The sequence below is a fragment of the Rhizobium sp. RHZ01 genome (genome assembly GCF_014851595.1).
GTDB classification, from domain to species: domain Bacteria; phylum Pseudomonadota; class Alphaproteobacteria; order Rhizobiales; family Rhizobiaceae; genus Rhizobium; species Rhizobium altiplani.
In genome coordinates, this window is record NZ_JACUZZ010000002.1 from 150,194 (window position 1) to 161,960 (window position 11,767).

General features: G+C 59.7%; 15 protein-coding genes. 8 read left to right on the top strand and 7 right to left on the bottom strand.

Features of this window, described 5'->3' with window-relative positions:
* Positions 1 to 14: 14 nt before the first annotated feature.
* Genes lspA through IB248_RS03530 form a run of 3 tightly spaced genes read right to left on the bottom strand, consistent with a single transcriptional unit; the run spans position 15 to position 2,471 of the window.
* Complete coding sequence (gene lspA / locus IB248_RS03520; RefSeq protein ID WP_192240321.1) at positions 15 to 518, bottom strand: signal peptidase II; 504 nt, start codon at positions 516 to 518, stop codon at positions 15 to 17.
* On the bottom strand, positions 515 to 1,375 hold the full coding sequence (locus IB248_RS03525) for an RNA methyltransferase (protein WP_026371839.1): 861 nt from the start codon (positions 1,373 to 1,375) through the stop codon (positions 515 to 517). Before IB248_RS03525 ends, lspA begins: the two co-directional genes overlap by 4 nt.
* Complete coding sequence (locus IB248_RS03530; RefSeq protein WP_192240322.1) at positions 1,365 to 2,471, bottom strand: class I SAM-dependent methyltransferase; 1,107 nt, start codon at positions 2,469 to 2,471, stop codon at positions 1,365 to 1,367. The genes IB248_RS03525 and IB248_RS03530 overlap by 11 nt, the downstream gene beginning before the upstream one ends.
* Before the next feature lie 120 nt (positions 2,472 to 2,591).
* Between IB248_RS03530 and IB248_RS03535 the strand changes: the two genes are divergently transcribed.
* Together IB248_RS03535 and IB248_RS03540 are read left to right on the top strand one after the other, a co-directional pair.
* Positions 2,592 to 3,044, top strand: coding sequence for a carbon monoxide dehydrogenase subunit G (locus tag IB248_RS03535; RefSeq protein WP_169679215.1), 453 nt, complete (start codon positions 2,592 to 2,594; stop codon positions 3,042 to 3,044).
* A 45-nt stretch (positions 3,045 to 3,089) separates the two neighbouring features.
* Positions 3,090 to 3,545, top strand: coding sequence for a GNAT family N-acetyltransferase (locus tag IB248_RS03540; RefSeq protein WP_025658727.1), 456 nt, complete (start codon positions 3,090 to 3,092; stop codon positions 3,543 to 3,545).
* Here IB248_RS03540 and IB248_RS03545 read toward each other — a convergent pair.
* The 4 genes from IB248_RS03545 to sppA all read right to left on the bottom strand — a co-directional run bounded on the left by IB248_RS03545 (position 3,539) and on the right by sppA (position 6,337).
* Positions 3,539 to 4,444, bottom strand: a complete 906-nt coding sequence (locus IB248_RS03545) for a S1C family serine protease (RefSeq protein ID WP_018857732.1) — start codon at positions 4,442 to 4,444, stop codon at positions 3,539 to 3,541. The genes IB248_RS03540 and IB248_RS03545 overlap by 7 nt on opposite strands.
* A 157-nt stretch (positions 4,445 to 4,601) precedes the next feature.
* Positions 4,602 to 4,934, bottom strand: a complete 333-nt coding sequence (locus tag IB248_RS03550; protein WP_018857731.1) for a hypothetical protein — start codon at positions 4,932 to 4,934, stop codon at positions 4,602 to 4,604.
* A 122-nt stretch (positions 4,935 to 5,056) separates the two neighbouring features.
* Entirely contained in the window at positions 5,057 to 5,356 is a 300-nt protein-coding gene (locus IB248_RS03555) for an integration host factor subunit beta (protein ID WP_003544934.1), read from the bottom strand.
* A 30-nt stretch (positions 5,357 to 5,386) separates the two neighbouring features.
* On the bottom strand, positions 5,387 to 6,337 hold the full coding sequence (gene sppA, locus IB248_RS03560) for a signal peptide peptidase SppA (protein ID WP_192240323.1): 951 nt from the start codon (positions 6,335 to 6,337) through the stop codon (positions 5,387 to 5,389).
* 212 nt (positions 6,338 to 6,549) lie between these two features.
* On the opposite strand from sppA, the gene lptC reads away from it, so the two are divergent.
* The 6 genes from lptC to ptsN all read left to right on the top strand — a co-directional run bounded on the left by lptC (position 6,550) and on the right by ptsN (position 11,743).
* Positions 6,550 to 7,215, top strand: a complete 666-nt coding sequence (lptC, locus tag IB248_RS03565; protein ID WP_025658730.1) for an LPS export ABC transporter periplasmic protein LptC — start codon at positions 6,550 to 6,552, stop codon at positions 7,213 to 7,215.
* Positions 7,216 to 7,228: 13 nt separating this feature from the next.
* A complete protein-coding gene (locus tag IB248_RS03570) occupies positions 7,229 to 7,849 on the top strand; it encodes an LptA/OstA family protein (protein ID WP_192240324.1) in 621 nt (206 codons plus the stop codon).
* 39 nt (positions 7,850 to 7,888) lie between these two features.
* Positions 7,889 to 8,671 carry an LPS export ABC transporter ATP-binding protein gene (lptB, locus tag IB248_RS03575; RefSeq protein WP_018857727.1) on the top strand — a complete coding sequence of 261 codons (783 nt, stop codon included), beginning with the start codon at positions 7,889 to 7,891 and terminating at the stop codon, positions 8,669 to 8,671.
* 156 nt (positions 8,672 to 8,827) lie between these two features.
* The gene (rpoN, locus tag IB248_RS03580; protein WP_192240325.1) at positions 8,828 to 10,387 is read left to right on the top strand and encodes an RNA polymerase factor sigma-54; all 1,560 of its coding nucleotides are present in this window, start codon (positions 8,828 to 8,830) and stop codon (positions 10,385 to 10,387) included.
* 252 nt (positions 10,388 to 10,639) lie between these two features.
* The gene (raiA, locus tag IB248_RS03585; RefSeq protein ID WP_025658734.1) at positions 10,640 to 11,215 is read left to right on the top strand and encodes a ribosome-associated translation inhibitor RaiA; all 576 of its coding nucleotides are present in this window, start codon (positions 10,640 to 10,642) and stop codon (positions 11,213 to 11,215) included.
* Positions 11,216 to 11,278: 63 nt separating this feature from the next.
* On the top strand, positions 11,279 to 11,743 hold the full coding sequence (ptsN, locus tag IB248_RS03590; protein ID WP_007529605.1) for a PTS IIA-like nitrogen regulatory protein PtsN: 465 nt from the start codon (positions 11,279 to 11,281) through the stop codon (positions 11,741 to 11,743).
* Positions 11,744 to 11,767 lie beyond the last annotated feature (24 nt).

An 11,767-nucleotide genomic window follows, 5' to 3' on the forward strand; every position in this document is an offset into this window, starting at 1 on the left:
AAACCGCTAAGATTTTAACGGTCTGCGTTTTTAGGTTGTATCAGCTCGTCCAGAATCACGCATCCCGCGCCGATCGTGATAAAACTGTCGGCCAAGTTGAAGACGGCGAACGACCATGTCTCGGTGTGAAACAGGATGTAGTCGATCACATGCCCGTAGAGGAAGCGATCGATCAGGTTCCCGAGCGCGCCGGCGATGATCAGCGCGTAGCCGAGGTGAGCGAAGGTGCGCTGCTTGTTGGTGCGGTGCCAGAGCCAGATGACGAAAGCGACGATGATGAGGCGCATGCCGACGATGAACCAGCCGTCCATGCCGGAGAGCATCGAGAAGGCGACGCCGAGATTGTAGGTTCGGTAAAGCGCCAGCATCGGTAAAAGATGCACCGGCTCCTGCATTGGTAGGGTGTGGTCGACAACGATCTTGACGATCTGGTCGAGTGCGACGGCGATGACGATGAAGATCAGGATTGGCAGCGGCCGGGCAAGCAGCGTCGGTCGTTCTAGCGTCTGTTCGGTCATTTGGCCTCGTCGAGTGAGAGGAGGTGGCGGCGCGCCTCGAACAGCATGACGGCGCTGGCGACGGCAAGATTGAGCGAGTCGGCACGGCCCTGCTGCGGAATGCGGGCAAGCGCATCGGCTTCCTTGGCAAGATGCTCGGGCAGCCCGGACTGCTCGTTGCCCATCAGGATCACCACCGGCTTCTTCTTGTAGTCGATGGTACGGTAGTCAACTGACCCTGCCAGATGCGTAGCAACGACGGAAGCTCCAGCGTGCTTCTTCCAGGCAATGAATTCTTCCGCCGTGGCGCGTGCAACGGGAACGGCAAACACCGAGCCCATGGTGGCGCGCACCGTTTCGAGCGAGAAGGGATCGGTCGTCTCGCCGACAAGGATGACGCCAGAGGCGCCGGCAGCGTCGGCTGTGCGGATGATCGTGCCGAGGTTGCCGGGATCGCGCACGCGATCGAGGGCGATCCAGGTTTCACCCGGCCTTGGGTGGATCTCGCGCAATGGCTTCCAGCGGCTTTCGAAGATGCCGACCACCATCTGCGGATTGTCGCGACGGGTGATCGAGGAAATCACCTTCTCGCTGACCTCGAGCACCAGCCCACCGGAGGCGACCGTCTTTGCCGCCATCTGCTCGACCAGCGGCTTGCCCTTGGCCGCTTTGGCATAGACAAGCGTGCGGATCGTCCAGCCGAGTTCGATCGCGTCGATGACCAGCTTCAAGCCTTCGGCCATAAAGGTGCCGCTCTGCTCGCGGGTCTTCTTGTCGCTGAGCGCCTTAATGTCCTTGATGATCGGATTGGCGAGCGAGGTAACCTCTTTCACGTGCCCGACCTTATGCGGGCCGTGGCCCCTGTGTTCATGGCTCATTTGGGTACCAACGGGAGAAGAGTGAGGTGGAGAGTGCGCGGCCCGGCGCCTTGCCGTCCAGCCCTGCCTCGCGAAGGACGAGCTCGCCGGATTCGACGACACCGCCGGCCCCGCGCATGGTCTCGCGCATCAGTTCATGGATCGAATAGAAGCTGGCCCGGATCGAATAGGCCGTCAACACAAGTCCAACCGCCTTCGGAGACAGGATTTCACGGCAGATATCGAGCATCAGCGGCAGGTGCGCGAAAAGATGCCAAACCTCGCCGTTCGGGCCGCGGCCGAAACTCGGCGGATCAGTGAGGATGATGTCGTAGGTGTTGCCGCGGCGTTCTTCCCGCAGGATGAATTTCATCGCGTCTTCGCAGATCCAGCGGATCGGCGCCTTCTCCAGCCGGCTCATCGCCTGGTTTTCGCGCGCCCAGCCGATCGCCTTCTTGGAAGCATCGACATGCGTAACCTCGGCGCCGGCAGCGGCGGCAACCAGGGAGGCAACACCGGTGTAGCCAAAGAGGTTCAGAACCTTCAATGGCCGCTTGGCGGCCTCGACCTGTTGCTTCATCCAGGTCCAGTGGGCGATCTGCTCGGGAAAGACGCCGACGTGGCGGAAAGAGGTGAAGCGGCCGAGGAAATCCACGCCGAGCAGATTGAGCGGCCAGGTCTCGCCGAGCGCTTCCTTGGGAAAGCGCCAGCGCCCGGTGCCTTCCTCGTCGGTATCGCCGGTGAAGACGGCATCGACCTTTTCCCAGGTTTGCTTTGGCAAGGACGGTTGCCAGAGCGCCTGGCCCTCCGGGCGCACGATCCGGTAGGGGCCGTATTGCTCCAGCTTCTCGCCGTTGCCGCTGTCGATCAGATGGAAGTCGCCTGCGCCAAGGGATTCGAGGATGACGGGCACGCGTTCAGCCGGACGCTCGCCAGTCCGCACCATCAGCGGCCGGTCGATTGCCGTAGGCACGGAGGCAGGTTCGCGCATCCTTTCACGGGCCGGCGCCGGCTTCGCCGCGGGCTTTGCCGGGCGCGGGCCTCGATCGTCGGCGCGGCGTCCGCCGGAGGGGCCGGCGGCGGGTTTCTGGCCTGGCCGGCGTTCTTTCTGTCTCAACGTAATCTTCCGCGTGCTTCAATTCGATAGAGCCCGTGCAAATAGCATTCCGTTTCATCTTGGCAAAGCGCTTTCGGGCTGTGATAAATTGAGCCACGTCGAAAAGGGGAGGATTTTCGGATGGACTTGACCGGCGAAGAACGGATTGCCGCACCCCGGGATGTCGTATGGGCGGCACTCAATGATCCCGAGATATTGAAGCAGTGCATTCCGGGTTGTCAGAACCTGGAGATGAAGTCCCCGACGGAGCTCACGGCAGTGGTGAAGGTCAAGATCGGTCCGGTTTCGGCGACGTTCAACGGCGAGGTCCTGCTCTCCAACATTCAGGCGCCGGAAAGTTACACGATCTCGGGTGAAGGTAAGGGCGGTATTGCCGGCTTTGCCAAGGGCGGCGCTGATGTCGTATTGAAGGATGAGGGCGGGGAGACGGTCCTGCAGTATGAAGCAAAGGCCCAGGTTGGTGGCAAGATTGCCCAACTCGGCGCGCGGTTGATCGACTCAACCTCCGCTAAGCTGGCGCAGCAGTTCTTCTCCAGCTTCAACGCCGCCGTCAGTGCCAAAGCCGCAGAATAAGGGTCGGAATTGACAGATTTCTCCATTCAGACGACGTCACCATCCGTGAAGTGGACCATCAGATCGCCACTTCAATCGGAGTTGGAAAGGCTGGCCGACATATATCTGGCCGTCCGCCGCGAAACATTCACATGGGTCGATCCGGCCAGCTTCCGCCACGAGGATTTCAGCGTCCACACACAGGGCGAAGACCTATGGATTGCAGAAGCGCCGAACGGTGAGACCGCGGGCTTCATGACCCTGTGGCCGCCGGACGATTTCATTCACATGCTTTATATCAGCAAGTCCTGGCAAGGGCAGGGGGCGGGCGCCGCCTTGCTCGCTACGCTGCCGAACTGGCCGCTCAGGAAGTATCGGCTGAAATGCCTGGTCAAGAATGAGCGTGCGAACGCCTTCTATCGATCCAAGGGGTTCATCGTCACGGGATCCGGCTCATCGGCGGAAGGCGACTACGAAGAGATGAGTTTCTACCCAGCCGCCCGGGATGCGCAGGCCTATTGAAGCTGCGGCTTCTTCAGGAAAGCATTGCGATCGGCGGACCTGATGCGCAGCCACGCCTCGCGTCCATTGCGCACCACCCGCATCGGGATTTCCGCGCCGGCTGGGCCGCTGCTCCAGACCTTGCGATAGAAATCGGCAAGTCCATCGACCTCGCCGTCGCGGATCTCGGAAATGATGTCGCCTCGGCGCAGGCCGGCCTCGTCCGCAGGACTTCCGTCGGCGACGCTCATAACGATCACATCGCCGTTGCTTTCTGCGGAGAACGCGCCGAGCCATGGACGCGGTGGCTTGTTGACGCGGCCCTGGGTCATCAGGTCGTCCAGAATTGGCGGAAGCAGATTGATCGGCACGATCATGTTGATATCGACGGCGTCGCCGCCCTGACTCATCTGCAGCCGCAGTGACCCGATGCCAAGCAGCTTGCCGTCGCCATTAATGAGTGCCGCGCCTCCCCAGGAGGGATGCGCAGGCGTGGTGAAGATCGCCTCATCAAGCAGATATTCCCAATAACCCGCGAATTCCTGCTTTGCCACGATCCTGGCTTCCACGAACTGGCCGATTCCATCCGCCAGCACGACGGGATCACCGAGGTTAGCGCCGATGTCGTCGCCGAATTCCAATGCCGGCAGGCCGAGGTCACCCAGTGCTTGAAGCAGGCCGAACCCGGTCTCCTGATCGTAGGCGAGAGGATGGGCCGCGACAACGCGCCCGTCTAGCGTGGTCAGCCAGACTTCCTCGGCCTCGGTGATCAGGTAGCCGATGGTGAGGACCAGTCCGGATGGCTTGATGACGACACCACTTCCCTCCCGGCGCGTGCCGAGTGTGCCGGCCGTAAAGGCATCATCAGGAATTGAGGAGCGAACGGCCACGACTGACCGCAGGATTTCGTCGATATTCATGGTCTCATCCTCGCAAGGCAGGGCTCGTATGCCGCGAAACGACTGTGCCTAGCAGATGTGCAGTGGGTCGCATTTTATATAGCTATGAACCCGGATCTATGGCTGCAAGTGGTTGCATAGCTGAATTTCGGCCCGCTGTCCGCCCTTGGCGTGCGCGTCACCTCGACGGCAGATGGCCCGCAATTTCCTCGGCGTGGGTCTTGTGGCGGTCCGCCTCGGCCTGCCAGCGAACGGCCGCTTTCGCTTCGGTTCGCGCGCGCTTGCGGTATTTGCCCTGATTGAGCCAGGTGGCTGCCGAGCCGACCAGCATGCCGATGATCAGCGTGATGAAAAGAAACACGAAGAACGGCGCTGACAAGGAAAGGACTTGGTCGTCCGGCCGAAACGGGTTGAAGGCGAGCGTCACCACCTGCCTGTTGGCGACGCAGAAGATGATCAAAATGATTCCGAGTGGTAAAAAAATCAAAAGGTTGGTGATCTTCTTCGCCATGCTCGGCCTCCGTATATCAACGCCCGTCGACTTTGACGCAGCGCTTTTATCTGGTCAGCAGGATAGTGGGCCGAGAGCCAAGTTCAAGTGCGGGCTTGCCGCAGGCTGCATCAGGGAGAGGATCAATCCTCTTCGTCGGCCTGTCCCGGGTTGAGGCGCTCACGCAGCTCCTTGCCGGTCTTGAAGAAGGGAACCCACTTCTCCTCGACGAAAACGGTATCGCCGGTACGCGGGTTGCGGCCGGAGCGGGACGGGCGGTTCTTCACCGAGAAGGCGCCGAAGCCGCGCAACTCGACGCGATTGCCGGCCGCGAGCGCGTCGGTTATCTCATCGAGAACCGCGTTGACGATATTCTCGACGTCACGATGATAAAGATGCGGGTTGCGGGCTGCAACGATCTGCACCAGTTCGGACTTGATCACTTTCGTCCCCCTTAAATTATTGATTTCTTATCAATCATTGCCAACCTGCCAAACTGAAAGGAGCCCGTCAAGGAGCAACTTCTGCGGCACGATTCCGCCGAGGTCACGCGCCTTGGCAAGATCGTCATAACCAAGCAGCGTGAGGATATGAGACGCGCTGTCCGCGAGCAGGAAAGCTGTGTTTCTTCTCTTGTCCCAATCGACCTCAGGTAGGTTCTTGCTGACCTTGCGCGTCTCAAGGTAGGCTCTGATCTCGTCATTTCCGCCGATCTGGTCGATCAGCTTGACCTTGAGCGCCTGACGGCCGGTGAATATCGAGCCGTCCGCAAGCTTCTGCACCTCATCATGCGGCAGCTTGCGCCGCTCGGCGACGAGATCGACGAACCAGCCGTAGCTGTCGAGAATCATGTTGTTGATCATGGCCTTGGCCTCTTCGCTCGCCGGATGGAATGGCGACGGTTCGGCCTTCAAGGGCGACGATTTGATTTCTTCCATCGAAACGCCGATCTTGTCGAGCAGCGGCCTGATCTGCGGATACTGGAAGATCACCCCGATCGAGCCGGTGATCGAGCTGTCGCCGGCAATAATCATGTCGCCGGCGGTCGCGATCATGTAGCCGGCGGAAGCGGCCAGCGTGCGCACGTCGGATACGACAGGCTTCTTGGCGGCAATGGCGCGGATTGCCTTGAATATCCGCTCTCCGCCATAAGTCGTGCCCCCGGGTGAGGAAATCGAGACGATGACGGCCTTCACCGCATCGCTCTTTTCGATTTTCTTCAGCCGCTCCAGCAGCTCGTCATCATCGGTGATCAGCCCGGAAATGGTCACATGGGCGACGTGCGGCCGACTGGTCGCGATATCGCCGATGAGTGCCCGGTAAGCAGCGTAACCCAATAGCACGAGCAGCAGCACCGCGACGACGCGCCAGAAACCGACCTTGCGGCGAAGCCTGCGGCGATCGGCGATCATGGAACTGTCCATACATTCCTCCAGGGGGTGGGGAGCACGCGTGATCCCGCAAATCTAGGGCTCCTGCGCCGTTCGGACACGTAGATTTCGCACGCGTCGGCGCCTTTGTTGCTTGTTGCAGAAAAAAATCCATATTGGCAAGTCAGTGTAATAATGCGAAACGAACTGTGATCGAGCGCGAGAATGCTTATATACGCTGCTCCATCACCTACATGGACCAGGTTATGCTCAATACTTTGAACACCACGGGACAGGCTGACTATGTGACGCCGGAGCGAAGCGCCTATGTCGCTGCGCGCTTCCATTCGGCACGGGTGCGCCGCCTGAAGGTCATTCTTCCGATCGCGGCCGTTGTGGTGTCGCTGATCTTCATTGGTGTATCCGTGATCCGCACCTACCTGCCGGAGAACATCAAGATCGAGGGCGCCAAGATCGAGAATGGCAAGGTGGTGATGGAAAAGCCCGCCATCTCCGGCCGCAACTCGGATGGCATCAACTATTCGATGCTGGCGGAACGCGCGCTTCAGGATATCAAAAATCCCAACCTGATGACGCTTGAGAATATCAAGGCGGCCGTCCCGATGAAGGACGATCTGATCGCCCGCGTCGAGGCGACGGCCGCAGACTACGATCGTGCGACCGACAATCTCGATGTCAAATCTCCCTTTGCCATCCTTTTGAGCAATGGGCTGACGGCCAACTTCCAGAGCGCCAAGGTCGACATCAAGGGCGGGAAGCTCACCAGCGAGGATCCCGTAAGCATTCAGAAAGATGGTGCCTCTATTGTTGCGCAGTCGGTCAAGATGACGGATAAGGGGCAGACGATCACATTCGAGGGAAATGTACGCATGAACGTCGATCCCTCAGCTATTCACAAACAGGGCACTTAACAGCCGGGTCACCATGACAAACGCTTGTCGCATTTCTACCCGCAAGGCGGGAGCAGTATTTCTGAGTGGCGCGGTTGCGCTGCTTGTGTTGACCGGAGGCGCCCTGGCGCAGGCAACAACCAGTCAGATGGATGGGCTGAAGCTCAGCAGTGACGAACCGATCCAGATCGAGAGCGACAAGCTGGAGATCCACGATAAGGAGCACACGGCCGATTTCACTGGCAATGTGAAGGTCGTGCAGGGCAAGACGACGCTGCAGGCCGGCCACATGACGGTCTACTACAAGCCGAAGGCCGGCGACGCGAACGCGCCTGCCGCCGACGCCAAGCCCGCCGACACCAAGAATGCTTCGGCATCGATTTCATCCGGAAACGCCGATATTGATCACATCGTGGTGACGGACAAGGTGTACCTGACCTCGGGCACGCAGACAGCTACCGCCGACAACGGTTCGTTCGACATGGCCAAGCAGCTTTTCATCCTCAAGGGTGACAGGGTCGTCCTCACCGATGGGCCCAACGTCTTTACGGGTTGCCAGCTGACTGTGCACATGGAGACGGGACAGGCACAGCTGGAGAGCTGCGGGGGGCGCGTCCAGATTCAGCTTGATCCGAAATCGCAGAAACAGAACTGACCCCGGCCGTACCACGTGAAGTTATTCTCGCTATCGACCATGTTCGGCAGGTCCGGGCAGCAAGCTGCTGAAGCCCCCGCCGGCGACAAAAGCCGTTACCAAGGCACGCTGATTGCGCGCGGTCTGACCAAGACCTATAGCACCCGCCGTGTCGTGAACGGCGTGTCGCTGGTCGTTCGACGCGGCGAGGCCGTTGGCCTGCTGGGTCCGAACGGCGCCGGCAAGACAACCTGCTTCTATATGATCACCGGGCTTGTGCCCGTTGATGAAGGTACGATCGAGATCGACGGCAACGAAGTCACGACGATGCCGATGTACCGTCGCTCGCGGCTGGGCGTCGGATATCTGCCGCAGGAAGCGTCGATCTTTCGGGGGTTGACCGTCGAAGAGAATATTCGCGCCGTCCTGGAAGTGCACATCAACGACAAGGCTGCGCGCGAGAAGAAGCTCGACGAACTGCTCGATGAGTTTCACATTCGCAAGCTGCGCAAGAGCGCTGCCGTGTCGCTTTCCGGTGGCGAGCGTCGCCGCCTCGAAATTGCCCGCGCGCTGGCGACCGATCCGACCTTCATGCTCCTCGATGAGCCGTTTGCGGGCGTTGATCCGATCTCCGTCGCCGACATTCAGCATCTTGTGCATCATCTGACGGCGCGCGGCATCGGCGTGCTGATCACCGACCACAATGTGCGCGAGACGTTGGGCCTGATCGACCGCGCCTATATCATCCATGCCGGCGAAGTGCTGACGCACGGTCGTGCCAACGACATCGTCAACAACCCGGAAGTGCGGCGCCTTTACCTCGGCGATAATTTCAGCCTCTGACGCGCTCTCGCGCCGCGGAAATTCACCTTCTGTGACAGTTCCGCTTGACCAAATAGAATAAAAAAGCAATTTTTGGGCCAACTTGGATTTCCGTGGCCTGAGCCCGTGGCAGGACGCGGTTTCCCGGAGGAGACGAACGGGAGTTTCGCGTCCGCTATGGCACTGTCGGCCAATCTTTTCCTGCGCCAGAACCAGTCGCTGGTGATGACACCGCAACTGATGCAGTCCATCCAGTTGCTGCAGATGACGCATTTCGAGCTGACGCAGTTTATTGCCCAGGAAGTCGAAAAGAACCCGCTGCTCGAGATTCCGTCAAATGATGCGGAATCGGGCAGCGAGCGCGGGGGCGCGGAGGATGAGGCCTACGCGCATCAGGCTGAAGACCCCTCCGATGACGGCTACGATAGCCGAACCGAGGTCTTGTCGGGCGATTGGTACGAGAGTGGCAACAGCGGTGGGGCAAGCCGCCTCAGCGACGAACTCGACGCCAATTATGCCAACGTGTTTCCCGATGACGGCGTCCCGCAGCGCGCCGATGCTCCGGAGCTGATCAGCCAGTGGAAGTCGATGCCCGGCAGCGGCGAAGGGGCGGAGAGTTACGATCTCGATGATTTCGTTGCCGGTCAAATCTCGCTTCGCGATCATCTTGCCCAGCAGTTGCCCTTTGTCCTGCCCGATATGGCCGATCGCCTGATCGCTCAACATCTCGTCGATCAGCTGGATGAGGCAGGCTATCTCCAGGGCGATGCGGCGGAAGCAGCCGACAGGCTGGGCGCGGGTGTCGACGATGTCGAGCGTGTAATCGCCGCCTTGCAGGCGCTCGATCCGCCCGGTGTATTCGCCCGCAATCTGGCGGAGTGCCTGGCGATCCAGCTTCGGCAGAAAGACCGCTTTGACCCTGCCATGCAGGCGCTGGTCAGCAATCTCGAGCTCCTGGCCCGGCGTGACTTCGCGACGCTGAAGCGGCTGTGTGGCGTGGACGAGGAAGATCTGCTCGACATGCTGGGCGAGATCCGGCAGCTCAATCCCAAGCCAGGTGCCGGCTTCGAAACCGGAATGTCGGAAGCGATCATGCCTGACGTCGTCGTGCGGGCAGGCTCCGACGGCGGCTGGCTGATCGAGCTCAATCCCGACACGTTGCCGCGCGTTCTGGTCAACCAGGCGTATTTTTCAAAAGTCACCAAGAGTGGTGAGGATCACGCGTTTCTGTCGGAATGCCTGCAGACCGCCAACTGGCTGACCCGGAGCCTCGACCAGCGCGCCAAGACGATCATGAAGGTGGCGAGTGAGATCGTTCGGCAGCAGGACGCCTTCCTGATGCATGGGGTCGATCACCTGCGGCCGCTCAACCTCAAGACGGTGGCCGACGCCATCAAGATGCACGAATCCACCGTCAGCCGCGTCACATCCAACAAGTACATGCTGACGCCGCGGGGGCTCTTCGAGCTCAAGTATTTCTTCAGCGTTTCGATCAGCGCCGTCGAAGGCGGTGACAGCCATTCGGCCGAGGCCGTACGCCACAAGATCCGGACGCTGATTTCGCAGGAAAGCCCGGAATCCGTGCTTTCCGACGACGATATCGTGGTTATTCTCAAGAAGGGCGGCATCGACCTGGCCCGTCGCACGGTGGCTAAATACCGGGAAGCGATGAACATCGCATCCTCGGTCCAGCGCCGGCGGGAGAAGCGCGCTTTGGCCAAGGTTGCGGGTTTTTGATTGCTGCCTGGAGCTACCGATACGTGTATTCATAAATTCTAATTCATGCGTCTGTTGACATTTTGGTAACTTCTGGCTAGAAGCGCGCCGCAATTGGCGCTGTGGACAGCGTTGGAAGTTATCCCCATCATCCTCAGGGCGCCTGAAGCCGGCAACTTCGGCCGATCTTGCTTGGGATCGCGCGAAGTGCTTGGATGAGGGTGAGCCTTGGCGTAAACTGGTACCCGCAAACACTGTAAGAAGGGAAACTCCATGAGTGTGCGTGTATCCGGTAAACATATGGAAATTGGTGACTCGTTCCGTCAGCGGATCGAGGACCAAATCGGTGTCGCCGTCACGAAATACTTCGACGGAGGGTATTCTGGTCAAGTGATCGTGCATAAGGCCAACGCCCGTTTTTCCGCCGACTGCAAGCTTCATCTCGATAGCGGAGTTGTATTGCATGCCGCCGGAGAGGCGATGGACCCGCAGTTGGCCTTCGATGCCGCTTCCGAGCGGATCGAGAAGCGCCTTCGCCGCTACAAGCGCAAGCTGAAGGATCACTACGCCGGAAATCACCAGAATGGTTCTGCGGAAGTTGCCTACACCGTCATGGATGGCATGTCGGACCACGAAGACGAGATCCCGGATGACTTCGCGCCGGCGATCGTCGCCGAAAGCACCAAGCAACTAAAAACAATGTCTGTCGCGACCGCCGTGATGGCGCTCGACATGACGGATGAGCCGCTGCTGCTATTCCGCAGTCCAGGCAAGGAACAACTGAACATCGTTTATCGTCGGCACGACGGTAACATTGGCTGGATCGATGCAGCCAGTATCAAAAGCTGAGATCAAGGCGAAGGGCGGCAGTTAGGCTGCCGCTCTCCTCTCTTGGCGCAGAAGGAAAATAAAATGGCTTTGGCAGATTTGCTGCAGCAAAATGCGATCATTCCCGCCCTTAGGGTAAATTCCAAGAAACAGCTCCTCCAGGAATTGGCTGCAAAGGCGTCGAAAGTCACAGGGCTTTCGGAGCGGGAAATTTTCGATGTTGTCCTGCAGCGCGAACGCCTTGGCTCGACCGGCGTCGGTAACGGGATCGCTATTCCGCACGGTAAGTTGGCAAGCGTCCATTCCATCGTCGGCATCTTCGCGCGTCTCGATCAGCCCGTCGATTTCGAGGCCCTGGACGATCAACCCGTGGATCTGGTGTTCCTGCTCCTCGCACCGGAAGGCGCTGGCGCTGATCACCTCAAGGCCCTCTCGCGCATCGCCCGCGTGCTGCGCGACCACGATCTCGTCGCCAAGCTGCGTGCGACCGACTCCGCCTCGGCGATCTATGCGTTCCTCAATGAGGAGCAGACCTCGAACGCAGCCTGAGCATTCAATATGCCAGTAAGAAAG

Excerpts from the sequence above, each read along its gene's own strand:
- IB248_RS03570 (WP_192240324.1), top strand. The coding sequence starts at position 7,229 with ATGACAAACGCTTGTCGCATTTCTACCCGCAAGGCGGGAGCAGTATTT.
- IB248_RS03545 (WP_018857732.1), bottom strand. The coding sequence starts at position 4,444 with ATGAATATCGACGAAATCCTGCGGTCAGTCGTGGCCGTTCGCTCCTCA.
- lptC (WP_025658730.1), top strand. The coding sequence starts at position 6,550 with ATGCTCAATACTTTGAACACCACGGGACAGGCTGACTATGTGACGCCG.
- ptsN (WP_007529605.1), top strand. The coding sequence starts at position 11,279 with ATGGCTTTGGCAGATTTGCTGCAGCAAAATGCGATCATTCCCGCCCTT.
- raiA (WP_025658734.1), top strand. The coding sequence starts at position 10,640 with ATGAGTGTGCGTGTATCCGGTAAACATATGGAAATTGGTGACTCGTTC.
- sppA (WP_192240323.1), bottom strand. The coding sequence starts at position 6,337 with ATGGACAGTTCCATGATCGCCGATCGCCGCAGGCTTCGCCGCAAGGTC.
- IB248_RS03525 (WP_026371839.1), bottom strand. The coding sequence starts at position 1,375 with ATGAGCCATGAACACAGGGGCCACGGCCCGCATAAGGTCGGGCACGTG.
- lspA (WP_192240321.1), bottom strand. The coding sequence starts at position 518 with ATGACCGAACAGACGCTAGAACGACCGACGCTGCTTGCCCGGCCGCTG.
- IB248_RS03535 (WP_169679215.1), top strand. The coding sequence starts at position 2,592 with ATGGACTTGACCGGCGAAGAACGGATTGCCGCACCCCGGGATGTCGTA.
- rpoN (WP_192240325.1), top strand. The coding sequence starts at position 8,828 with ATGGCACTGTCGGCCAATCTTTTCCTGCGCCAGAACCAGTCGCTGGTG.
- lptB (WP_018857727.1), top strand. The coding sequence starts at position 7,889 with ATGTTCGGCAGGTCCGGGCAGCAAGCTGCTGAAGCCCCCGCCGGCGAC.
- IB248_RS03550 (WP_018857731.1), bottom strand. The coding sequence starts at position 4,934 with ATGGCGAAGAAGATCACCAACCTTTTGATTTTTTTACCACTCGGAATC.